This is a genomic window from Labrenzia sp. PO1, from assembly GCF_012273635.1.
Taxonomy (GTDB): Bacteria; Pseudomonadota; Alphaproteobacteria; order Rhizobiales; family Stappiaceae; genus Roseibium; species Roseibium algicola.
The window spans coordinates 1,187,900-1,209,821 of the sequence record NZ_JAAXCR010000001.1 but is presented as its reverse complement, the minus strand read 5'-3'; the positions used below and the strand labels follow the sequence as shown (position 1 = coordinate 1,209,821).

Sequence of the window (21,922 nt, the reverse complement as noted above, 5' to 3'; positions counted from 1 at the left end):
AGGAAATGCCCTGGCGCGGCCATGCCATGGGCCGGCATTGGCTGAGGGGTCTCCGAGCAAACGCAGCTTGATGGAGAAGCCGTCTGGCGGAATTGGCCGAGAGATTTTGATCCGCGGCAGCTTTGTGATGCTGCCGGGCGTCTTTGGCACGGCGCGTGCTAGGCGCGATTTAACGGCCGAGCGGGTAGGCGGCCGGGCTTTCGCAGCTACCCTGGAACCCACCACATCATGTCCCATCCCATTCTGGTCACCGGAAGTGCCGGCCTTATCGGGTCCGCCCTTGTGGATACGCTGACGGCGCTGGGCCGTCCGGTCCGCACGTTTGATATTGCCGATGCTGGGCAGGACAGCCGCAACGGCGCTGCGGTTGAAGACGCGGTGCGGGGCTGTGGCGGCGTTATTCACCTGGCAGCAGTGTCCCGGGTGCTTTGGGGCGAGCATAATCCCGTGCTGTGCCGGGACGTGAATGTCGGGGGAACCCGCAACGTTCTTGCAACTGCTGCAAGTAGCGGGAGCCGTCCCTGGGTCCTCTTCGGCAGCAGCCGGGAAGCTTATGGGCCGGTCACGCGATTTCCGGCTGATGAAGACACTGCACGCTGCCCGATGAATGTCTATGGACGGTCAAAACTGGCAGGCGAGAAGCTGGTGGAGGCAGCCCAGGAGGCCGGTGTCAAGGCCGCGATCCTGCGGTTCTCGAACGTCTATGGCCGGATTTCCGATCATGCGGACCGTGTTGTTCCCGCCTTCGCAAGAGCCGCCGCCGAAGGACGCAGATTGCAGGTCGAGGGCCGCAATCATGTCTTCGACTTCAATTATCTGGATGATGTCGTTGACGGTATTCTGAAGATGGTCACTTTCATCGAGGCGGAACGGAAGGCGCCGCCGCCTGTGCAATTCGTCTCCGGGGTCGGTACCAGCCTGACCGAACTTGCCGAAGCCAGCGTACGGCTTGCCGGAACGGCCGCCGAAATCCACCATGTCGGGCCGCGCAGCTTCGACGTCAACGGCTTCGTCGGGTCGGGGGAAAGAGCACGGCAATTGCTCGGCTGGCAAACGAAGACAAGCATAGAGGAAGGGCTTGCGCATATGGTTCGGGCCTTTGCGGACGCAAATGGCAAGGCGCAGCTTGCAGAGCCTGCATGTGCCTACAGTGCAGGTGCTACTGACCCCGGTCTGTCCGCTCTTTGATTGCTGTTTCTTGAGCTGCTGCCGGTTGAAACGACCGGCCTGGCTTGCCCTGTTGCCATGAATCGGATTAGCTGCAGGAAAGCGTGGCCAATGGCGCCATCTTGCTTCTGCAACGCTTGCCCGCGATTTGCAATTACCTGATATCCTTGGGGAAATTTCTTCCGTCAATCGCCGTAAAGCGGATTTTTGATTGACGTATGTCAGAATGCTGCGCGACATTGTCTCCCTGTCGGTCAGCGGGTATCCGGTCGATCCCGCGGGGGCGCCCGGACGCTGATCGGCGTTGAAGTGGTGGATCATCTTGTCTGCGTTCACGAGAACGCGGGATGGTCCGGGAGACGTAATGGTCAAGCCAACCGTACACGATATCGCCCGCGAGGCCGGGGTCAGCCTGTCGACCGTCGACCGGGTCTTGAACGGGCGTGCGGATGTGCGCCCGAAGAACGCGGAGCGGGTGAAGGAAGCTGTTCGCAAGCTCGGCTATGTGCGCGATACCAATGCGGCCAATCTCGCCAGGCAGCGACAGTACAAATTCGTGTTCGTTCTTCCCGAAGGGCCCAATCATTTCGTCGAAACGCTGGTGGCTGCGGTCGAAGAAGCGTCCGGTGCGCAGGTGGCGGACCGGACCGACGTCAGCGTGTTGCTGGTCGACGCCGCCGATCCGCACGCGGTTGTCGACAAGCTGAAGACCCTGGACCTGTCCGAACTGGACGGCGTTGCCATGATGGTTCCGGAAACACCGCAGGTGCGCGATGCCATCGCGCATATCAAGAGTGCAGGTGTTTACGTCGTCGCGCTGGTGTCGGACCTGCCGAACTCGAAGTGCCACTATTTTGCAGGTGTCGACAATTTCTCTGCCGGCAAGACCGCAGGGGCGCTGTTGGGCAAGTTCTTGCGCAACGAGACCGGCAGCATCCTGGTGGTGACCAATTCCATGGTGGCGCGCGACAGTATCGAGCGCCGCTTCGGTCTGGACGAAGTGCTGTCGCGGGACTTTCCGCAACTGAAAACCCTGCCGACGATCGAATTCTACGACGATCCGGACCGGATCCATGAAACCCTTGACCACGCGCTCAAGGCACATCCGGAGCTGAAGGCGGTTTATTCCATGGGGTCGGGCAATGCGGCCATGCTGGATGCATTGCGTGAGCATGGCGTTGCCGGACGGTTTGTGGTGATCGCTCACGATCTGACGCCGGTAACGCGGCAGGCTCTTGCCGATGGCGAACTTGACGCCGTCATTGCCCAGAATGTCGGGCATCTCGTGCGCAGTGCCCTGCGGGTCTTGCGGGCCAAATGCGACGGCACGGACATCTATGAGGCTCAGGAAAAGATCCGGATCGAGATCATCATGCGCGAAAACCTCTATTGAGGCTGGCCGCTCCGGCCAAGAGTTCTGTCCCTTAAAAATAAGCAATATCAATATCATGTCCTGTGCTGTCGGCATGGTTCAGGTCTGATTGACCTCGAAAAGAAAGACGTATGTCAGTTTTTTGATTGACGTGACATACGTATGTCAGATAGCGTGAGCCTGCACTTGGAGGAGTGCTGCGGTCCGGCATGCGCCGGCACGCGACCATTCGGGAGGACTTCACCCATGAAAACTGCGAAACTTCTCGCGGCAACCGCCATTGTTGCGGTTAGCGGACTATCTGTTTCCAATGCGCAGGCCGATGAGCTGACGCTGTGCTGGGCGGCCTGGGATCCGGCCAACGCGCTGGTCGAGCTGTCGAAGGAATTTGAAGCCGAATACGGCCACACCATGAACTTCGAATTCGTGCCCTGGCCGAACTTCGCCGACCGCATGCTGAACGAGCTGAACTCCGGCGGCAAGCTGTGCGATCTGCTGATTGGCGACAGCCAGTGGATCGGCGGCGGCGCGGAAAACGGCCATTACGTCAAGCTGAACGACTTCTTCGAGAAGGAAGGCATCAGCATGGACGATTTCGCTCCGGCGACCGTCTATGCCTATTCCACCTGGCCCAAGGGCGAGCCGAACTACTATGCGCTGCCGGCCATGGGCGATGCCAACGGCTGGTTCTATCGCAAGGACTGGTTCGAAATGCCGGACATTCAGGCTGCCTTCAAGGAGAAGCACGGCCGTGACCTGGCTCCGCCCAAGACGCAAGCTGAGCTTCTGGAAGTCGCACAGTTCTTCCAGGGGCGCGAGATCGACGGTCAGACCCGGTACGGCGCGTCCATCTTCACCGAGCGCGGCTCGGAAGGCATCACCATGGGCGCGACCAGCGCGCTTTATCCGTTCGGCTTCAAATACGAGATGACGCCGGGCAAATACGACATGGAAGGTGCGGTCAACTCGCCCGAAGCCGTGGCGGGCCTGGAGTTCTACAAGGAACTCTACAAGACCGGCACGCCCCCGGGCTACACCGACAGCTACATGGAACAGTCCCTCGATGCCTTCAAGTCGGGGCAGGTGGCGATGGCCATGAACTGGTTTGCCTTCTTCCCCGGTCTTTATGCCGACCCGGATGTGGGCGGGGACAAGATCGGCTTCTTCGTCAATCCCGGCCAGAACCGGGAAGCCTCGACGCTCGGCGGGCAGGGCATCTCCGTGGTGGCCTATTCCGACAAGCAGGATGCGGCGCTTGAGTACATCAAGTGGTTCGCGCAGCCGAGCGTTCAGAAGAAGTGGTGGGATCTCGGCGGCTATTCCTGCCATGTCAGCGTCCTCAGCGATCCGAGCTTCCCGGACAGTGCGCCGTTTGCGTCCGACTTCCTTCTGGCCATGGATAACGTGATGGATTTCTGGCAGGAGCCGGCTTACGCCGAACTGCTGCTGGCGATGCAAAAACGCCTTCATGACTATGTGGTTGCCGACCAGGGCACCGCACAGGAAGCGCTCGACAAGCTGATCGCCGACTGGACCGAAACCTTCGAGGACGAAGGCAAACTCTGACGGCTCCAGGTGAACCCTGACGATGCCAATGCGCTTGTCAGGGTTTGACCTGCCCTTGTCTCAGCAGATGGCCGGTCTTTTGGCGGCCATATCCTGATCCTGCCTCTGCGGACGGCCCGCCTTCTGGCGGGCTGTCTCACCCTGAAAGACCGGCCGTCCCGGCCCGTGCTTTCCGGAACCGTTTCTCAAGAAGAGCGTCTCATGTCCGACACCCCGATAGACCGAGTAGCAAAGGCAACGCCGCCCACCGTTGCCGCGAAAATCCGAGGGCTTTCCGACCGTACGATTGCCTGGCTTTTTGTCGCTCCGACAATTTTCCTGCTGCTTGCGGTCAATATCTTCCCGCTGATCTGGACGATCAATCTCAGTTTCACGAATTTCCGGGCCAATCGGCCCAACCGCGATGTCGAATACATCGGCCTGCGCAATTACGAGCGCATCCTGACCGATGGCGACATCTGGCTGACCATGCAGGCGACCGCGCATTTCCTGTTCTGGACCATCGTCCTGCAGGTGCTGATCGGTTTCACCCTGGCCTGGCTGATCAACCGGAAATTCAAGGGCAACGATCTGTGGACCACCCTGATCGTGCTGCCGATGATGTTGTCACCGGCCGTTGTCGGCAATTTCTGGACCTTTCTCTACCAGCCGCAGATCGGTCTCTTCAACTACGGTGTGTCCTTCTTCACCGGGGTCGATCCGGCATCCTTCCAGATGATCGGCGACGTGGCGCTCGCGCCCTGGGCCATCGTGATTGTCGATACCTGGATGTGGACCCCCTTCGTGATGCTCATCTGTCTGGCAGGCCTGCGATCGATACCGGACTATATCTACGAGGCCGCGGAAATCGATCGGGCCAGCAAGTGGCGCCAGTTCTGGACGATCACTGTGCCCATGGTGCTGCCCTTCCTCATGCTGGCAGTCCTGTTCCGCGGCATCGAGAATTTCAAGATGTTCGATCTTGTGGTGCAGCTCACCGGCGGTGGCCCAGGCTCCGTGACCGAACTCACCTCCATCAACCTGAAGCGTGAAGCCTTCGAGAAGTGGCGCACCGGCTATGCCTCCGCCTACGCGATCGTCCTGTTCGTGACCGTCTTCGGCCTCGCCTCGATCTACGTCAAAGCCCTGAACAAGGTGAAGGAAAGATGAGCAGCTATTCCATCACAGAACCGTCTTCGCGGCAGAAGTGGGTGGCCGGGTCGCTGGTCATCGCCTACGCGGTCATCACCCTGCTGCCGCTGGTCTGGATCCTGACGACAGGGTTCAAGTCTCCGGTCGATGCCATCGCCTATCCTCCGAAGGTGCTCTTCGAGCCGTCTCTGGAAGGCTACGTGAACCTCTTCACCACCCGCACCCGCGTGTCGCCGGAACAGCTTCAAGCCCTGCCGCCGCCCGCTACCTGGTACGAGGAAATCGTCCGCAACCGCGACATGGTGATCGCAGGCCCCTCCCGCTACGGTGAAAGGTTCCTGAATTCGGTCATCATCGGCTTCGGCTCCACCTTCCTGTCGGTGTTCCTCGGAACGCTCGCCGCCTATGCCTTTTCAAGGTTCAAGGTGCCGCTGAAGGATGACCTGCTGTTCTTCATCCTGTCGACAAGAATGATGCCGCCGATCGCAGTCGCGATCCCGATCTTCCTGATGTTCCGCACCTTTGGTCTGTCGGATACGCACCTGGGCATGATCCTGCTCTATACGGCGGTCAATATCTCGCTTGCGGTCTGGCTGCTGAAGGGCTTCATCGACGAGATCCCGCGAGAATACGAGGAAGCGGCGCTGATCGACGGCTACACCCGCTTCCAGGCGTTCTACAAGGTGGTGTTGCCGCAGGCGGCAACGGGCATCGCCTCGACGGCCATCTTCTGCCTGATTTTCTCGTGGAACGAATATGCCTTCGCGGTGCTGCTGACCTCCGGTACGGCACAGACGGCTCCCCCCTTCATTCCGACCATCATCGGCGTCGGCGGCCAGGACTGGCCGGCGGTCGCGGCAGGGGCAACCCTGTTCCTTGTGCCGGTCATGGTCTTCACCATCCTGCTTCGCAAACATCTCCTGCGCGGCATCACCTTCGGAGCGGTCCGCAAATGATCAGCGATTTCATGAGCGGCCTCGTCCGCCTGCGCCGCGGGTCCTGGGAAATGCTCGCATCCCTTCTGATCGCCATTGGTGTGATCATGCTGATGCAGCCGGTCTTCCTGTGGGCCTACACCTATTCCTTCATCGTCACGCTGACCGGAACAGTCATGTTCATCATCGTCAGCCACTTTCCGGAGTGACTGTCTTGGCAGAGATCGTAATCAGAAACCTTCGGAAGGAATTCGGCGACTTCACTGCCGTGCAGTCGTCTTCCTTCAAGATCGAGGACGGTGAGTTCTTCATGCTGCTCGGCCCGTCCGGCTGCGGCAAGACCACCACCTTGCGCATGATTGCCGGGCTGGAGCTGCCGACGTCGGGCGAGATCTATATTGACGGCGAGGAGGTCGGCCAACGGCCGGCGAGTCAGCGCGATATCGCCTTCGTCTTCCAGATGTTCGCCCTCTACCCGCACATGAATGTGCGCAAGAACATCTCCTATCCTCTGGTCAGCCAGGGCATGCCGAAACAACAGGTTGCCGAGAAGGTGGCGGAAGTTGCCCGCATTCTCGGGATCGAGAAGATCCTCGACCGGCCGGTGGGCGGGCTTTCCGGCGGCGATCGACAGCGTGTCGCGCTCGGCCGGGCCATCGTCCGGGATCCGAAAGCCTTCATGATGGACGAGCCGCTCGGTGCGCTCGATGCGGAGTTCCGCGAGCACATGGCCGAGGAGCTGCGGGCGCTGCATGACCGCATGGGCGCCACCACTGTCTATGTCACCCACGACCAGCTGGAGGCCATGCAGATGGGCGACAAGATCGTGGTCATGAACCATGGCGTCATCGAGCAGTTCGGCACGCCGCAGGATATCTACGACAAGCCGGCAACCATGTTCGTTGCCGACTTCATCGGCTCGCCGCCGATGAACTTCCTGCGCTTTCACGGCGAGGTCCATGCGGGCGCGTCCAAGGTGATGATGCATCACGAGGAACTGGACGTGCCGCGGCTGATTGAACCCTTTGAAGGCGACATGGTCTTCGGCATTCGTCCGGAGCACATCACGCTCAACGACAGCGGATCCTACCGGGGTGAGGTTCTGGCCGCCGAATATCTCGGCACCACGCAGATCGTCACGTTGAAGACCGCCTCCGGTGAGCTGAAGGCCCGCATTCCCTCAGACCAGCCAGTTCGCGCCGGTGAATTTGTCGGCCTCGAATTCAACGGATCAACGGTGACACTGTTCGACAATCAGTCGGGGCGGGCGCTGCGGTCGGAACTGAACGAGGGAGTGCTTGCTCATGGCTGAAGTCAGGCTGTCAGGCCTCACCAAGCGGTTCGGCGATACGCTCGCTGTCGATGAGGTGAGCATGAACATCCCCAACGGCGCCTTCGTGACGCTGCTGGGGCCGACAGGGGCCGGAAAGACCACCATCCTGCGTCTGATCGCGGGACTGGAACAGCCGGACGCGGGCGACGTCGTCATCGCGGGGCGGTCGGTGGTTGGCGACACGCCGGCGCAGCGCAACGTCGCCATGGTGTTCCAGCAGTATTCGCTCTATCCACACATGAGCGTGCGGGAGAACCTGGCATTTCCGCTTCGCTCGCCCTTGCTCAAGACGCCTGCGGACGAGATCGACCGCAAGGTTGCCGAAGTGGCCGAAGTCTTGCGCATTTCGCACAAGCTTGCCAACAAGGCGACCAACCTTTCCGGCGGCGAAATGCAGCGGGTGTCCATCGGCCGGGCACTGGTGCGCGATCCGTCCATCTATCTCATGGACGAACCGCTTTCCTCGCTCGACGCCAAGCTGCGTTCGGACCTGCGCATCGAGTTGAAGCGCATCCAGGAAAGCCTGGGGGCGACGTTGCTTTACGTGACCCATGACCAGATCGAGGCCATGACCATGGCAACGCACGTCGGCGTTCTCGATCATGGCCGCCTGGTGCAATTCGGATCGCCGCGCGAGATCTACGAAAACCCGGTCAATCTCTATGTCGCCGGGCGTCTCGGCCAGCCACGCATCAACGTGCTGCCGGCCGATCTTTTTGCCGGCGCGCCGAGCGGTGCCAAGACCATCGGTCTGCGTCCGGAGCATATCGCGCAAGGCGAAGGCAAGGTATCGGAAGTTCGCCGGGTCGAACATCTGGGTGATCAGACCCGGCTGCATCTAACTCTGGATGGACATTCCGTCGTAACGCTGTCAGACAGCCACACCGCCCTGGAACCGGGCGACACTCTCGCCATTCAACCAAGAAATCCGCTTTTCTTCGACGCCAGCGGCGCTCGCATTTCCTGAGGAGACGGGACATGAAGCAATTCATCAATACCAAGGAAACGCTCGTCACCGAAGCGATTGACGGCATGCTGCGCACGGCCGGCGGACGGCTCGCCCGTCTCGACGGTTATCCGCATATCAAGGTGGTGGTGCGCACCGACTGGGACAAATCCAAGGTGGCGCTTGTCTCCGGAGGCGGCTCTGGTCATGAGCCGAGCCATGCAGGTTTCGTCGGCCAGGGCATGCTCACGGCGGCCGTCTGCGGCGAGGTGTTTGCCTCGCCCTCCGTGGATGCCGTGCTGGCGGGCATTCTGGCCGTCACCGGCAAGGCCGGCTGCCTGCTGATCGTCAAGAACTACACCGGCGACCGGCTGAACTTCGGTCTGGCGGCCGAGCGGGCCCGCTCCTTCGGACTGAAGGTCAACATGGTGATTGTCGATGACGACGTTGCCCTGCCGGATCTGCCGCAGGCGCGCGGTGTCGCCGGTACGCTGTTCGTGCACAAGATCGCCGGAGCGCTCGCCGATCAGGGCGCGGATCTTGAAACCATTACCGAGGCGGCGAAGAAAACCATCGGCGGTGCGATTTCGATCGGCATGTCGCTGGACACCTGCACGGTGCCTGGCTCGCCCAAGGAAGACCGGATTGCCCATGGCAAGGCGGAACTCGGGCTTGGCATTCACGGCGAGGCGGGGATCGAACAGGTTGATTATTCGAATGCCCGCGCCGCCATGGCCATGGTGGTGGACCGGCTTGCACCGAACCTCGCACCCGGACCTCATGTGGCGATCGTGAACAACCTGGGCAGCACGACACCTCTTGAAATGTCGGTGCTTCTGGAAGAGCTCACGGCTTCGCGCATCGGCAGCCAGATCCGCTGGGTCATCGGCCCCGCGGCGATGATGACCTCGCTCGACATGCATGGGTTCTCGGTGTCGCTGCTACCGGTCGGCAAGACGGAAGAAGCCCTGCTGCAGGCGCCGGTCGCACCCTGGGCGTGGCCCGGCTGTCTTGCGCTTGGCGCGGTTTCCGTCCTGCCCCTGCCGGACGGTCTGACGCCGATCCAGCCGCTGCCGTCCAAGAACCCGGAGACGCGGAAGTTCATCGAACGCTGCTGCGACATCCTGATCGCGGCCGAGGACGATCTCAATGCGCTTGATGCCAAGTCGGGCGACGGCGATACCGGCAGCACACTTGCCACCGCTGCACGGGCGCTGGTGAAGGCGCTCGACCGGTTGCCGCTGGCGGATCTCACCCAGCTTTATCGCGCCATCGGTCTGGAACTCAGCCAGACGATGGGCGGGTCTTCCGGTGTCCTGCTGGCGATCTTCTTTGCCGCTGCCGGCGATGCGTCCTCCAGTGGCCGTGGGGCCATTGGAGCGCTGAAAGCGGGTCTTGACCGGATCATGCAGGTGGGCGGCGCCCAGCCGGGTGACCGCACCATGATCGACGCCCTGCTGCCGGCGCTCAACGCTCTGGAAAACGGTGTCGAGGCGGCTGCTGCCGAAGCCCGTCAGGGCGCGGACGCCACGTCGCGGATCACGCGGGCGCGCGCGGGCAGGGCATCCTATGTCTCGGAGGCGAACCTCTCCGGTCACAACGATCCGGGCGCGGAGGCCGTCGCCCGGCTGTTCGAGCAACTGACGCTCTCACCGGCCCTTACCTCCAAGTCCGCGTAGGCCGGCACCTGACCGGCAGGCCGGGCTTCGAGCCCACGGCCTGCCGGTGCTTTCCCTGATTTTCCATTCCATTGAACCGGCCTCTGGTCGAGTGTCCTCACCAATGGTGTTCCGGCGTTCGGATAACCCGCAAGTCCCGGGACGTTGCGACCTCCGGCATGCTTTCCACAAATTCCCGTTGGCTTGATACTACCGCCTTGATGCCCTTGCGTTAGGTAAGGTGCCTGTCGGCATGCCGGCTGGCGGGTCTTCCTTTGCAGGAAGTGGCAGGGTTGATGATAAAGACGTTTTCTGTCCATTCTTCTCACGGAAACCCTTGCCTTCGGGATTGATCCATCACAAACTCCGGCAAATTTTACGGGATCTTGTGATGCTTTTGCAGCTGACCAGAATGTATAACTTTCCGATTGGTCGCCTGCATGCAAAGCTCAAGGCGAAGGGAGTGAACCAGGTCGCCAAATAGAGCTTGAAAAAAGTTATGTAATATAACTATTATAGATCATCATCTGATCGGAGGGAGGAATCCGGTCAGGTTTTGAAGTTGATCGAACAGGGAGGAAACCATGATCAACTTGCATAAGCAGTTTGCCAAACTGGCTGTGGCTGCGACTGTCTCCGCAATCGCACTTGGCGGGAGCATGTCGTCCACACTTGCGCAGGAAGTCACGCTGCGCCTGCACCAGTTCCTGCCGGCTCAGGCCAATGTACCCAAGAACGTTCTCGACCCCTGGGCCGACAAGATCGAAGCGGAATCCGGTGGGCGCATCAAGATCGAGCGTTATCCGGCCATGCAGCTGGGCGGCAAGCCGCCGGAGCTGATCGACCAGGTCGTCGATGGTGTCGTTGATATCGTCTGGACCGTTGCCGGTTACACCCCGGGCCGCTTCCCGCGCGCAGAAGTGTTCGAGCTTCCGTTCACGATGACGGATGCGGAGACCATGTCCCGTGCCTACTGGAAGCTTGCCGAAGAAACGATGATGGATGAGGACTTCGCGCGCTTCAAGCCGCTGGCCCTCTGGGTTCATGGACCCGGTGTCATCCACTCCAGCAAGCCGATCGTCGCGCTGTCCGACCTGAACGGCGTCAAGCTGCGTGCACCGACCCGTGTCACCAACAAGCTGTTCTCCAATCTGGGCGCAACGCCGATCGGCATGCCGGTTCCGGCCATTCCGGAAGCGCTCAGCAAGGGTGTTGTCGATGCGACGGTTATTCCGTGGGAAGTCGTCGGCGCGCTGAAGGTGAACGAGCTGGTCAAGAACCACACCGAGTTCCCGGGCAAGGCGCTCTACACCACGTCCTTCATCTTCGGGATGAACAAGGACAAGTACGACAGCCTGCCGGACGACCTGAAGGCCATCATCGACGCAAACTCCGGTGAGGAATTCTCTGCCTTCGCCGGCAAGCAGATGCAGGCCGATGATGCCGGCCCGCGGGCCGCAGCCGTGGAGATGGGCAACAACATCATCACGCTGACGGACGAGCAGGCTGCCGAGTGGGAAGCCGCCGCTCAGGGCACCATCGACGAGTGGTACGCCGAAATGGATGCCAAGGGCATCGACGGCAAGGCACTTCAGGCCCGTGCCGAAGCGCTGATGGCCAACTGACCGTCATGAAGCAGTCCTCCGGAACCAGGTGTTCCGGAGGGCATCCTTCGACAGGATACACGTAAAATGCTGCTCACTCTGGTGGAGCGTCTCGCGCGCTTCATGGCGATCCTTGGCGGTCTGGTTCTGACAGCGCTGATCGGGCTGACCTGTGTCAGCGTGCTTGGCCGCGGGCTGAACACATTCGGTCATTCCGAATTCATGACCTCGCTGTCCGAAAGCGCCGCCAACGCGCTGATCGCGACCGGTGTCGGTCCGGTTTCCGGCGATTTCGAGCTGGTCGAAGCGGGGATCAGCTTCACCATTTTCGCCTTTCTGCCCATCTGCCAGCTTAAGCGGGGGCACGCCACCGTGGACGTCTTCGCCGGCAGTTTTCCGCGCTGGATGAACCGGTGGCTGGAAGTCGTGTGGGAGGTTCTCCTCAGCTTGCTGATCTTCCTGATCACCTGGCGGCTGTTCGTCGGCATGGAAGACAAGATGCGCTACAACGAAACCACCTTCCTGCTGCAGTTTCCGATCTGGTGGGCCTTCGCGCTCAGCTTTGCCGCCGCCGCTGTTGCCTCCGTCGTCGCGCTCTACTGCGCCGTCGCCAAGGTGCTTGAACTAATCACCGGCCGGCGTTTCACGCCCGATGCCGAGGGAGGGGTCCATTGAGCCTGCTTGAACTCGGCTATCTGTCGTTTCCCGTTCTTCTGCTGCTTATCTTCCTGCGGGCGCCGATCGGCCTTGCCATGATGATCTGCGGCCTGGGTGGTCTCTATCTTGCAACCGGCAGTTCCAACATCATTCTCGCCAAGCTGAAGTCGGAGACTTATTCCACCTTCTCCAGCTACTCGCTGACGATCATTCCGATGTTCCTGCTGATGGGGCAGTTCGCGACCCACTCGGGCATGTCGTCGTCTCTCTTCAAGGCCGCCGAAAGCTGGCTCGGCCATCGCAAGGGCGGTGTTGCCATGGCTGCGGTCGGGGCCTGCGCGGGCTTTGGCGCCATCTGCGGATCGTCACTGGCAACCGCCGCCACCATGAGCCGTGTCGCCCTGCCGGAACTGCGCCGCTACGGCTATTCCGGCGGCTTTTCGACAGCAACGCTGGCCGCCGGCGGCACGCTCGGTATTCTCATTCCGCCGTCGGTCATCCTGGTGATCTATGCCATCCTGACCGAACAGAACATCGCCAAGCTGTTCCTGGCTGCCTTCATTCCGGGCATTCTGGCGGCCATCGGCTACATGATCACCATCTCGATCTATGTCCGCCTCAATCCCGGCTCCGCCGGAACGCGTGAGCCGGTGCCTTATGCGGAGCGCATGCGTGCGCTGATGGACGTCTGGCCTGTGCTTCTGGTGTTCGGGCTCGTGGTCGGTGGCATCTATCTGGGCTGGTTTACCCCGACCGAGGGCGCTGCCGTGGGTGCGGCCGGAACGGGCATCATCGCGCTCATTTCCGGTAACCTGACCTGGAAGGTCTTTGTCGACAGCATGATCCAGACGGCCATGAGTACGGCGATGATCTTCTTCATCGTGCTCGGTGCCGGCTTCTACAACAGCTTCCTGGCACTCAGCCAGCTGCCGCAGGAACTCTCCGGCTGGGTCGTTGGCCAGGGCTTCAGTCCGCTTGTCGTTCTGACACTGATCCTGCTGTTCTACCTGGTCTTCGGTTGCCTCATGGACAGCCTGTCGATGATCCTTCTGACCATCCCGATCTTCTTTCCGGTGATCAGCGTGCTCGACTTCGGCATGAGCCCGGAACACGTTGCCATCTGGTTCGGTATCCTGGTGCTGATCGTTGTCGAGGTGGGGCTGATAACACCGCCCGTCGGCATGAACCTATTCATCATCAACGCGATGGATCGGTCGACGCCGATGAAGGAAACCTACAAGGCGGTTCTCTGGTTCGTAACGTCCGACATAGTCCGCGTGATCCTGTTGGTCCTCTTTCCGTCAATCACCCTGTTCCTTCTGGCTGGCTAACCCAGCCGGAAGGAGTGCGCCCTTTCGGCGTATCAAAATAGGTATGAGATATAACAATGATGACTAAAACCAATTCAGAGGCTGTGCCATGCTGATATCCGGACAAGCGGCTTTCGTGACAGGTGGCGGCAGTGGCCTCGGGGCCGCGACAGCCCGTCATTTTGCGAGCCAGGGCGCGAAAGTTGCGATCCTCGATTTCGATATCGACCGGGCCCGCACTGTGGCGGAAGAAATCGGCGGCTTCGCCGTTCAGGCCGACGTCAGCGACGAGGCAGCCGTAGGGACTGCACTCGACGAAGCCATCGGGTTTTTCGGTGAAACGCCGCGTGTTGTCGTCAACTGCGCCGGCGTCGGCTTTGCCGCGCGCATCGTCGGCCGGGAAGGCAAGCTCTCCTTCGATACCTTTGAAAAGACGCTGAAGGTCAATCTCTTCGGCACGTTCAATGTCATGAGCCATGCCGCAAGACGCCTCATGGGCGTGGAGCCGCTGGAAAACGGCGAGCGTGGCGTGATCGTCAATACGGCGTCGGTTGCCTTCGAGGACGGCCAGCTGGGCCAGGCTGCCTATTCGGCGTCCAAGGGCGGCATTGCCGCCATGTGTCTGCCGGCAGCGCGGGAGTTTGCCCAGCACGGCATCCGCGTGATGGCCATTGCGCCGGGTCTGTTCAGAACGCCGATGATGGAAGGCCTGCCGGAAGAGGTCTCAGCCAAGATCACGGCCAACATTCCGTTCCCGCCACGTCTTGGCGAGCCGGAGGAATTCGCCCTGCTTGCCGGGCACATCGTGACCAACCCGTTCCTGAACGGCACGACCATCCGCCTGGATGGGGCCGTGCGTCTGCCGCCGCGCTGAGGAGACACCGATGACAGAACCGATCCTGAAAATTGAGATTTCCGATAGCGTCGCGACCCTGACCATGAACCGTCCGGACAAGCGCAACGCCATGTGCGACGAGCTGCTTGGGGCCATTGACGGCTTTTTCCTGTCTCCGCCCGCCGAGGTGAAGGCGGTGGTCATCACCGGCACGGCCGGGCATTTCTGCTCCGGCCTTGATCTGTCCGAGCATGTGGCCCGCGACGCGGAAGGAACCATGCGCCATTCGCGCGGCTGGCACCAGGTGATGGACCGGATCCAGTTCGGCGGGTTGCCGGTGGTTTCCGCCATGTTCGGCGCCGTCATCGGCGGCGGTCTGGAACTGGCCAGTGCCACCCATGTGCGCGTTGCCGAAACCTCCGCGTTCTTCCAGCTGCCGGAAGGCCGCAGGGGCATCTTCGTTGGTGGTGGCGCTTCCGTGCGCGTGGGCCGCATTCTGGGCGCGGACCGGATGACCGAGATGATGCTGACCGGCCGCAAGTACAACGCGGACGAAGGCCTGGCTCTGGGCCTTGCTCATTACACCGTCGGCGAGGGAGAGGCACTGGCCAAGGCACAGGACCTGGCAAGCCGGATCGCTTCCAACGCGCCGCTGTCCAACTACATCATGATCCAGGCGCTGGCGCGCATTGCGGACATGTCTAAGACGGACGGTCTCTTTACCGAGAGCCTGTGCGCCGCGATTACACAGACCAGCCCGGACGCGCTGGAAGGCCTTGCCGCCTTCCTGGAAAAGCGCAACCCGACCTTCAGGTGATCTCATGAGGAAAACCGCGATGGAACCGGAGACCGAGACCGGAATTGTCAACGTCAGCGACAGGACCCTGCGCGCGCTTTACGGCTATCAGATGAAGCGGACGTTCAACGTCATTCAGTCGGACCTGAGCCGCACCCTGAAGCCGTTCGACCTGCGCATGCTGACCTATACCGCCCTTGTGCTGATCGTCGACAACCCGGGCCTGCGACAATCCCAACTGGCCGAGGCCATGGATATCGAACGGCCCAACCTGGTCGTGATTGTCGACGAACTGGAGCGGCGTGACCTGATCATCCGGGACCGGCTGCCGAGTGACCGCAGGGCCTATGCCTTGAAGGCGACACTGGCCGGTCGCCGGCTGTGTGAAAAGGCAATCGCCGCGGTCATGGAGCACGAAAAGATGCTGCTCAACGGTATCAGCAAGGACGCGTTGAGTGTCGCCACCAAGGTGATGCAACTGATTGAAAGCAACCGCCAACGGGAAGACTGACATGAAGTTTCGGGAGGAGACGATCATGAAGCGCACCACGGAATTCCTGCGCCACTCGGTCGAGCGGGAAGACCGTCCGGATGGCAGCATTCTGCTGCGGTCCACCTATCCGCTGAGCCCGGTGGTCGAGCGGACGGGAGACTGGCTGCACCAATGGGCGGGGGAAGCTCCGGACAGGGTGTTTCTGGCCGAACGCAGCGGCGCCGGCTGGCGCGAGGAAAGCTATGCGGGCATCCTGGAAAAGGTTCGGGCGATCGGTGCCGCGCTCCTGGTAAGGGGCATGGGGGCAAATACGCCGATCCTGATCATGTCCGGCAACGGTGTCGATCACGGCATTCTTGCGCTTGCTGCCCAGTATGTCGGAGTGCCGGTGGTGCCGGTGGCCGAGCAGTATTCGCTCATTCACGGTGCCCATGGCCGCCTGCGCGAGGCGATCAACCTCATCAAGCCGAAAATGGCCTATGTGGTGGATGCCGACCAATACGGCGAAGCGTTGAACCTCGAAGATCTTGCGTCGGTCGAGATTGTCGCCAGCCGCCCGGGAAGCCGGAACGTTACCGCCTTCGAAGATCTTCTGAAGGGAGACGGCAGCGTCGACGTCGACAGCGCTTTCGCGGCCGTCACGCCGGATACGGTCGGCAAGATCCTGATGACCTCCGGCTCGACCTCCAGCCCGAAGGGCGTTCTGACCACCCACCGGATGATGTGCGTGAATCAGGCCCAGCTTGCCGACTCCATGCCGTTCCTGCGCAAGCGTCCGCCGGTGATCGTCGACTGGCTGCCCTGGAACCACGTCTTCGGCGGCTCGCATAATTTCAACATGATGCTGGCCAACGGTGGAAGTCTCTACATTGACGACGGCAAGCCGGTGAAGGGCCTGTTCGAACGGACGGTGGAGAACCTGTCGTTGAAGACCGGTACGCTGGTGTTCAACGTGCCGCTTGGCTTCGGCATGCTGCTGAAGGCACTGGAGGCGGACGCGGATCTGCGTCAGCGCTTCTTCGAGGATCTGGATCTGATCTTCTATGCAGGGGCCTCCCTGCCGCAGGAGGTCTGGTCCGGATTTGAGCGCATGGCGATGGAGGTCAAGGGCGAGGTGCCCTTGATGACGTCTTCCTGGGGACTGACCGAGACAGCGCCCTCGGCCCTGATGCAGCAGGAACCTGCACCCCACTCCGGCATTGTCGGTGTTCCGGTGAGCGGCGTCACCGTCAAGCTTTTACCCGATGCGGACATGCGCTGCGAAGTCCGCGTGAAGGGACCCAACGTGATGCCCGGCTATCTCAACGATCCTGAAAAGACCGCCGCAGCCTTCGATGAAGAAGGGTTCTTCATCACCGGGGATGCGATGCTGTTTCTTGATCCGGCAGACGCAAACAAGGGCATGCGCTTTGACGGCCGGATATCGGAAGACTTCAAGCTGCAGTCCGGCACCTGGGTGCGGGCGGCGCAGCTGAAGCTGGACATGCTGTCCCGTCTCGCACCGCTTGCCGCAGACCTGATCATCACCGGCGCCGATCGGAACCAGATCGGGGTGATGATCTTCCCGAATGTCGCGGAGCTAACCCGGGAAGGCTTTGACCTCAACGATGATGACGGTGCTTTCCGCTGCAAGCTGCTGCAGGGCGAAATCCACCGCCGGCTTTCGGCGCGCGCCCGCGAGATCAGCGGCAGCTCGACACTGGTGTCCCGCGCCATCGTGCTGTCTCAGCCAGCTTCCATGCCCGAAGGCGAGATGACCGCCAAGGGCAATCTGAACATCCGAAAGGTTCTGGCGCGCCGCGAGGCCCTGCTGGAACGGCTTTACACCGACGATGACCCTGCTGTGGTCACACTCTGATTGAGGAGCGCTTGAAATGGTCGACATCACCAAGGTTCGCGCCATCGACATCCACACTCACGCCGAAGAGCCCTGCGGCTGTCATTCCGACGATGGCTATGACGACCTGCAGGCCACGATGGCGAAATACTTCCGCGCGCCCTGGAGCCATCCGCCGACCGTACCGGAAACGGCAGCCCATTACCGCGAACAGAACATTGCGGCGGTAATCTTTCCGGTCGATGCCGAGCGCGAGACCGGCTACCGCCGCTACAAGAATGAGGAAGTGGCGGAACTTGCCGCCGAAAACGACGATGTGCTGATCCCCTTCGCCTCCATCGATCCGCACAAGGGCAAGATGGGTGCGCGCGAGGCGCGGCGCCTGATGAGGGATTTCGGCATCAAGGGTTTCAAGTTCCACCCGACGATGCAGGGTTTTTACCCCAACGACCGCATGGCCTACGAGCTCTATGAAGCGATCGCGGAAGAAGGCTCCATTGCGCTGTTCCATACCGGCCAGACAGGCGTCGGCAGCGGCATGCGCGGTGGCAACGGCATGCGGCTGAAATACTCCAACCCGATGTATATGGACGATGTCGCGGTCGATTTTCCCGACATGAAGATCATCCTCGCGCATCCTTCCTTCCCCTGGCAGGAGGAAGCCCTGGCGGTCGCCCAGCACAAGCCGAATGTCTATATCGACCTCTCCGGCTGGTCGCCGAAGTATTTCCCGGAAATCCTGGTGAAATACTGCAATTCGATCCTGAAGAAGAAGGTGCTGTTCGGCTCCGACTGGCCGATGATCACACCGGAGCGCTGGCTGGCGGATTTCGAGAAGATCGCCATCAAGGACGAGCTGCGGCCGGACATCATCAAGGGCAATGCGGCTAGGCTGCTGGGGCTGGCATGATCACTCCGGAGCTCACCCATTTCTGCGACCTTGAGGTCGAACTTGGCCCTGTCCGCGAACTAGGGCAGGGCAGGGCGGGTGCGCGGCGGATCATCCCGATTGTCGGTGGCCGGGTGACAGGTCAGGTGTCCGGAATGGTGCTGGACATGGGCGCTGACTGGCAGACGATCCTGGCGGACGGTTCGGCCGACATCGACACCCGCTACGCCTTCGAGACAGACGACGGTGCGGTGATCGAGATCATCAACAAGGGGGTTCGTCATGGTCCGCCGGACGTGCTGCAAGCGCTTGCCCGCGGCGAGGATATCGACCCTGCGCTCTATTACTTCCGCACGGCGGCGCGGCTGGAGACCGGAGACCCGCGTTATGACTGGGTCAACAATACTCTCTTCGTCGGCACCGGCCGGCGACTTGCCTCCGCCGTGCTTGTGTCCTTGTTTCGGGTGGGGTGAGGGAGCAACAACTTGGCCTTGGACGCCTCTTTGCCAGAAGCCTTTGTCCGGCTGCTTCCTCATCCTGAGGAGGACCTTCGGGTCCGTCTCGAAGGATGGGCCGCTTGCGCCGGAGTTTGCCGCCCATCCTTCGAGACGGGTTGGCGCCCTCCTCAGGATGAGGGGGAAATTGCAGCAACTGCTGTATCGCCGTTCCTTTGAAAGCCTGTAGCCATGAAACCCTTCACCGCACCGCTTGACGATATCCTGTTCTGCCTGACCCATGTTGCCGGGGCAGCCGATCTGCCGGACTTCGATGCGGATCTTGCCGCCGAGATCGGCGGTCATTTTGCTGCCTTTGCAGAAGAGCAGTTGGCCCCGTTGAACGAACCGGGCGACAGCCAGGGTTGCCGGCTGGTGGAGGGGCGGGTGCGCATGCCGGACGGGTTCCGCGAAGCCTATGCCGCCTATGCGGAGCAGGGCTGGCCGGGATTGACGATCCCGGAAGCACTTGGCGGGCAGGGGCTCGATGCCGGCGTACTTGCGATCACCTCGGAAATCTTCACCGGCGCCAACCACAGTCTGCAGATGGTGACGAGCCTTGCTGCGGGTGCCGCCCGCACCCTGCTGGCCTTCGGCACGGAAGATCAGCAGGCGCGCGTGATCCCGCAATTTGCCTCCGGCGAGGCCCTTGCCACCATGTGCCTGACAGAACCGGACGCGGGGTCCGATCTTTCCCGCATCCGTTGCCGGGCGGTGCAGGCTGGTGATGGCTGGTCAATCAGCGGCGAGAAGATCTTCATCTCTGGCGGCGATCAGGACATGAGCGAGAAGATCCATCATCTGGTGCTGGCGCGCACGTCAGACGACGGCGTGAAGGGCCTGTCGCTGTTTCTGTGCCCGTGCACCCGCGCGGACGGCAGCCGCAACGCGGTGACCGTGACCCGCATCGAGGAAAAGATGGGCCTGCATGCTTCGCCCACCTGCCAGCTTGCTTTCGACGGCGCTGTCGCCGAACTGGTCGGCCGGGAAGGCGAAGGCCTGAAGGCGATGTTCACGATGATGAACCATGCCCGCGTGGATGTGGCCTTGCAGGGTGTTGCCCATGCCGCCCGCGCTGCGGATATCGCCAGCACCTATGCGGCGGAACGCAAGCAGGGCCGGGATGCTGCGGGCAAGCCGGTGACGCTGGATGGTCATGCCGACGTACGTCGCATGCTGGACGAGATCGATGCCCTTGCCCTTGGCGGACGAGCAATCGCGCACCTTGCGCTGGTCACGGTCGAAGCAGGCGAGAACCGGGCACTGGCGGAATTCCTGACACCGATCGCCAAGGCTTACTGCACGCAAGCCGGCATGCAGGCAACGGAGCTTGGCATGCAGGTGCTCGGCGGGTACGGCTATCTGAAGGAATACGTCCTGGAACAGTGCTACCGGGATGTGCGGATCACCGCGATTTATGAAGGTGCCAACGCCATTCATGAAAGAGCACTGGTCACGCGTCTGCTGCCGGGCAAGGAAAGCGAGGCATTCGAGGAATTCCTGCGGGCCGAATGTCTGCGGAACGATAAGATTTGCCCGGAACTGGGCGAGGTTGTCGCCAACTGGTGCCGGGTGAGGGATCAGGTGTTGCAGAGCGAAGACCCGACAGCCCTTGCCCATGACTTCATGAAACTGACGAGCAAGGCCTTGTTGAAGGTCCTGTGGGCACGCATGGCGGAAAAGGCTGACCTCCATCCGGACCCTGAGCGGATCAGGCGGCTTGCGGTGAAAGTGCTTGAAAGGCCGGAACTGGCGCTGAGCGCCTGAGCCTGCACAGCAGCGAAGTTCTTTTCTTCAAGGGGCAAGGGGCAAGGGGCAAGGGGCACGAGCCCCTTGGGCAGTAACATCTCGCCAAAAAGGCCGGGGATGAGGTTCTCTCTCGTTCTGCTTTTGCACGCCGGTCTGTTCCCGAAACCTTTTCAATGTCCGCAGCTTCGCGCAAAGTAGCCCAAACCGATCACGCCGGGACGTTTCATGCATCCGCTCAATCTCGATCAGCTAAGGGCCTTTCTGGCCGTTGTCCGCCATGGCGGCGTCAACAAGGCCGCGGGAAGTTTGAACCTGACGCAGCCGGCGGTGACGACGCGGATCAAGAGGCTTGAGGAAGCCCTGGGGACCGAGCTGTTTGAACGCTCTCCCGGCAGGCTGAAGCTGACCAAGCGCGGCGAGCTGCTTCAGACATTTGCCGAGCAGTTCGAGCGTCTGTCGGACAAGGTCGAGGAGACGGTAGTCTCCCGTGAGGGGATTGACCGCCATCTGCGCATTGGAGCCTCGGAAACAATTGCACAGTGCTGGCTGCCGGATCTGGTTGCCGCGCTGCGGGCCGACTTTCCCAATCTGATCGTGGAAATCAACGTCGATATCTCGGTGAACCTGCGCGCCGGTTTGCTCGACCGGGAAATCGATCTGGCCCTGTTGCTGGGACCGATTTCGGAATATTCGGTCGACAATATCGAGCTGCCCGGTTTCGACCTCGGCTGGTATGTGGCGGCGGACAGTCCGGCCAAGGGCGCGCAAGCCGAGGCGCTTTTGCGGGAAAAACCCGTAATCACCTACGCCCGGCACACGCGGCCTTACCGCGAGCTGAAAACGCTGTTGTTCGAACGGGTTGCACCGGACGTGCAGATGTTCCCGTCGTCGTCTCTGTCTGCCTGTTTCAGGCTGGTGGAAGCAGGGCTCGGGGTCGCCGCACTGCCGAGGGCGCTGGCACGGCCCTATGTCGAGGGAGGAAGCATCGTCGAGTTCGATCCGGGATGGGTACCGGATGCCCTGAGGTTTTCGGCGAGCTATCTCGGTGACCCGCGCAGCCACATCGTGGCGGCTGCTGCGAAGAAGGCGCTGGAGGTTGCGGTCGCCTATTCTGAATATAAAAATCATTTATAAGATCTGCTAAAATCAT

General features: G+C 61.3%; 20 protein-coding genes. All 20 read left to right on the top strand.

From position 1 onward, the window contains the following. The first annotated feature begins 228 nt into the window (after positions 1 to 228). The 20 genes from HCG46_RS05690 to HCG46_RS05595 all read left to right on the top strand — a co-directional run bounded on the left by HCG46_RS05690 (position 229) and on the right by HCG46_RS05595 (position 21,906). Positions 229 to 1,188: an NAD-dependent epimerase/dehydratase family protein gene (locus tag HCG46_RS05690; RefSeq protein WP_168685067.1), complete on the top strand. Its 960-nt coding sequence runs from the start codon at positions 229 to 231 to the stop codon at positions 1,186 to 1,188. A gap of 343 nt (positions 1,189 to 1,531) precedes the next feature. Further along, positions 1,532 to 2,560 (top strand): LacI family DNA-binding transcriptional regulator, encoded by a 1,029-nt coding sequence (locus HCG46_RS05685; protein WP_023003179.1) that lies wholly within the window; start codon positions 1,532 to 1,534, stop codon positions 2,558 to 2,560. A 225-nt stretch (positions 2,561 to 2,785) separates the two neighbouring features. Next, positions 2,786 to 4,105: an extracellular solute-binding protein gene (locus HCG46_RS05680; RefSeq protein WP_023003180.1), complete on the top strand. Its 1,320-nt coding sequence runs from the start codon at positions 2,786 to 2,788 to the stop codon at positions 4,103 to 4,105. A 201-nt stretch (positions 4,106 to 4,306) separates the two neighbouring features. Continuing rightward, the gene (locus HCG46_RS05675) at positions 4,307 to 5,254 is read left to right on the top strand and encodes a sugar ABC transporter permease (RefSeq protein WP_031270370.1); all 948 of its coding nucleotides are present in this window, start codon (positions 4,307 to 4,309) and stop codon (positions 5,252 to 5,254) included. Further along, on the top strand, positions 5,251 to 6,192 hold the full coding sequence (locus tag HCG46_RS05670) for a carbohydrate ABC transporter permease (protein WP_168685065.1): 942 nt from the start codon (positions 5,251 to 5,253) through the stop codon (positions 6,190 to 6,192). Before HCG46_RS05675 ends, HCG46_RS05670 begins: the two co-directional genes overlap by 4 nt. Then, entirely contained in the window at positions 6,192 to 6,380 is a 189-nt protein-coding gene (locus HCG46_RS05665; protein WP_035908047.1) for a hypothetical protein, read from the top strand. Before HCG46_RS05670 ends, HCG46_RS05665 begins: the two co-directional genes overlap by 1 nt. Before the next feature lie 5 nt (positions 6,381 to 6,385). Next, positions 6,386 to 7,483 carry an ABC transporter ATP-binding protein gene (locus HCG46_RS05660; protein ID WP_168685063.1) on the top strand — a complete coding sequence of 366 codons (1,098 nt, stop codon included), beginning with the start codon at positions 6,386 to 6,388 and terminating at the stop codon, positions 7,481 to 7,483. Continuing rightward, entirely contained in the window at positions 7,476 to 8,471 is a 996-nt protein-coding gene (locus HCG46_RS05655) for an ABC transporter ATP-binding protein (RefSeq protein ID WP_168685061.1), read from the top strand. The genes HCG46_RS05660 and HCG46_RS05655 overlap by 8 nt, the downstream gene beginning before the upstream one ends. 11 nt (positions 8,472 to 8,482) lie before the next feature. Next, entirely contained in the window at positions 8,483 to 10,129 is a 1,647-nt protein-coding gene (locus HCG46_RS05650) for a dihydroxyacetone kinase subunit DhaK (protein ID WP_055656154.1), read from the top strand. Between the two features lie 563 nt (positions 10,130 to 10,692). Then, positions 10,693 to 11,733 (top strand): TRAP transporter substrate-binding protein, encoded by a 1,041-nt coding sequence (locus tag HCG46_RS05645; protein WP_023003188.1) that lies wholly within the window; start codon positions 10,693 to 10,695, stop codon positions 11,731 to 11,733. A 66-nt stretch (positions 11,734 to 11,799) separates the two neighbouring features. Beyond that, positions 11,800 to 12,387 carry a TRAP transporter small permease gene (locus HCG46_RS05640; RefSeq protein WP_023003189.1) on the top strand — a complete coding sequence of 196 codons (588 nt, stop codon included), beginning with the start codon at positions 11,800 to 11,802 and terminating at the stop codon, positions 12,385 to 12,387. Beyond that, entirely contained in the window at positions 12,384 to 13,700 is a 1,317-nt protein-coding gene (locus tag HCG46_RS05635; RefSeq protein ID WP_023003190.1) for a TRAP transporter large permease, read from the top strand. The genes HCG46_RS05640 and HCG46_RS05635 overlap by 4 nt, the downstream gene beginning before the upstream one ends. Before the next feature lie 88 nt (positions 13,701 to 13,788). Continuing rightward, positions 13,789 to 14,553, top strand: coding sequence for an SDR family NAD(P)-dependent oxidoreductase (locus tag HCG46_RS05630; protein WP_168685059.1), 765 nt, complete (start codon positions 13,789 to 13,791; stop codon positions 14,551 to 14,553). A gap of 10 nt (positions 14,554 to 14,563) precedes the next feature. Further along, the gene (locus HCG46_RS05625) at positions 14,564 to 15,331 is read left to right on the top strand and encodes a crotonase/enoyl-CoA hydratase family protein (protein ID WP_168685057.1); all 768 of its coding nucleotides are present in this window, start codon (positions 14,564 to 14,566) and stop codon (positions 15,329 to 15,331) included. Positions 15,332 to 15,350: 19 nt separating this feature from the next. Continuing rightward, positions 15,351 to 15,821, top strand: coding sequence for a MarR family transcriptional regulator (locus HCG46_RS05620; RefSeq protein WP_209009312.1), 471 nt, complete (start codon positions 15,351 to 15,353; stop codon positions 15,819 to 15,821). 25 nt (positions 15,822 to 15,846) lie between these two features. Further along, positions 15,847 to 17,661, top strand: a complete 1,815-nt coding sequence (locus HCG46_RS05615) for a feruloyl-CoA synthase (protein WP_168685052.1) — start codon at positions 15,847 to 15,849, stop codon at positions 17,659 to 17,661. A 16-nt stretch (positions 17,662 to 17,677) separates the two neighbouring features. Continuing rightward, positions 17,678 to 18,550 carry an amidohydrolase family protein gene (locus HCG46_RS05610; protein ID WP_023003195.1) on the top strand — a complete coding sequence of 291 codons (873 nt, stop codon included), beginning with the start codon at positions 17,678 to 17,680 and terminating at the stop codon, positions 18,548 to 18,550. Next, complete coding sequence (locus HCG46_RS05605) at positions 18,547 to 19,002, top strand: DUF3237 domain-containing protein (RefSeq protein ID WP_168685050.1); 456 nt, start codon at positions 18,547 to 18,549, stop codon at positions 19,000 to 19,002. Before HCG46_RS05610 ends, HCG46_RS05605 begins: the two co-directional genes overlap by 4 nt. A 213-nt stretch (positions 19,003 to 19,215) precedes the next feature. Then, the gene (locus HCG46_RS05600; protein WP_168685048.1) at positions 19,216 to 20,790 is read left to right on the top strand and encodes an acyl-CoA dehydrogenase family protein; all 1,575 of its coding nucleotides are present in this window, start codon (positions 19,216 to 19,218) and stop codon (positions 20,788 to 20,790) included. Positions 20,791 to 20,997: 207 nt separating this feature from the next. Beyond that, positions 20,998 to 21,906, top strand: a complete 909-nt coding sequence (locus tag HCG46_RS05595; protein WP_168685046.1) for a LysR family transcriptional regulator — start codon at positions 20,998 to 21,000, stop codon at positions 21,904 to 21,906. Positions 21,907 to 21,922: the final 16 nt, after the last annotated feature.

What these genes read in the sequence shown, in the direction of transcription:
- HCG46_RS05690 (WP_168685067.1), top strand. Translation starts at nt 229, where the DNA reads ATGTCCCATCCCATTCTGGTCACCGGAAGTGCCGGCCTTATCGGGTCC.
- HCG46_RS05685 (WP_023003179.1), top strand. Translation starts at nt 1,532, where the DNA reads ATGGTCAAGCCAACCGTACACGATATCGCCCGCGAGGCCGGGGTCAGC.
- HCG46_RS05680 (WP_023003180.1), top strand. Translation starts at nt 2,786, where the DNA reads ATGAAAACTGCGAAACTTCTCGCGGCAACCGCCATTGTTGCGGTTAGC.
- HCG46_RS05675 (WP_031270370.1), top strand. Translation starts at nt 4,307, where the DNA reads ATGTCCGACACCCCGATAGACCGAGTAGCAAAGGCAACGCCGCCCACC.
- HCG46_RS05670 (WP_168685065.1), top strand. Translation starts at nt 5,251, where the DNA reads ATGAGCAGCTATTCCATCACAGAACCGTCTTCGCGGCAGAAGTGGGTG.
- HCG46_RS05655 (WP_168685061.1), top strand. Translation starts at nt 7,476, where the DNA reads ATGGCTGAAGTCAGGCTGTCAGGCCTCACCAAGCGGTTCGGCGATACG.
- HCG46_RS05650 (WP_055656154.1), top strand. Translation starts at nt 8,483, where the DNA reads ATGAAGCAATTCATCAATACCAAGGAAACGCTCGTCACCGAAGCGATT.
- HCG46_RS05645 (WP_023003188.1), top strand. Translation starts at nt 10,693, where the DNA reads ATGATCAACTTGCATAAGCAGTTTGCCAAACTGGCTGTGGCTGCGACT.
- HCG46_RS05640 (WP_023003189.1), top strand. Translation starts at nt 11,800, where the DNA reads ATGCTGCTCACTCTGGTGGAGCGTCTCGCGCGCTTCATGGCGATCCTT.
- HCG46_RS05630 (WP_168685059.1), top strand. Translation starts at nt 13,789, where the DNA reads ATGCTGATATCCGGACAAGCGGCTTTCGTGACAGGTGGCGGCAGTGGC.
- HCG46_RS05625 (WP_168685057.1), top strand. Translation starts at nt 14,564, where the DNA reads ATGACAGAACCGATCCTGAAAATTGAGATTTCCGATAGCGTCGCGACC.
- HCG46_RS05620 (WP_209009312.1), top strand. Translation starts at nt 15,351, where the DNA reads ATGGAACCGGAGACCGAGACCGGAATTGTCAACGTCAGCGACAGGACC.
- HCG46_RS05615 (WP_168685052.1), top strand. Translation starts at nt 15,847, where the DNA reads ATGAAGCGCACCACGGAATTCCTGCGCCACTCGGTCGAGCGGGAAGAC.
- HCG46_RS05610 (WP_023003195.1), top strand. Translation starts at nt 17,678, where the DNA reads ATGGTCGACATCACCAAGGTTCGCGCCATCGACATCCACACTCACGCC.
- HCG46_RS05605 (WP_168685050.1), top strand. Translation starts at nt 18,547, where the DNA reads ATGATCACTCCGGAGCTCACCCATTTCTGCGACCTTGAGGTCGAACTT.
- HCG46_RS05600 (WP_168685048.1), top strand. Translation starts at nt 19,216, where the DNA reads ATGAAACCCTTCACCGCACCGCTTGACGATATCCTGTTCTGCCTGACC.
- HCG46_RS05595 (WP_168685046.1), top strand. Translation starts at nt 20,998, where the DNA reads ATGCATCCGCTCAATCTCGATCAGCTAAGGGCCTTTCTGGCCGTTGTC.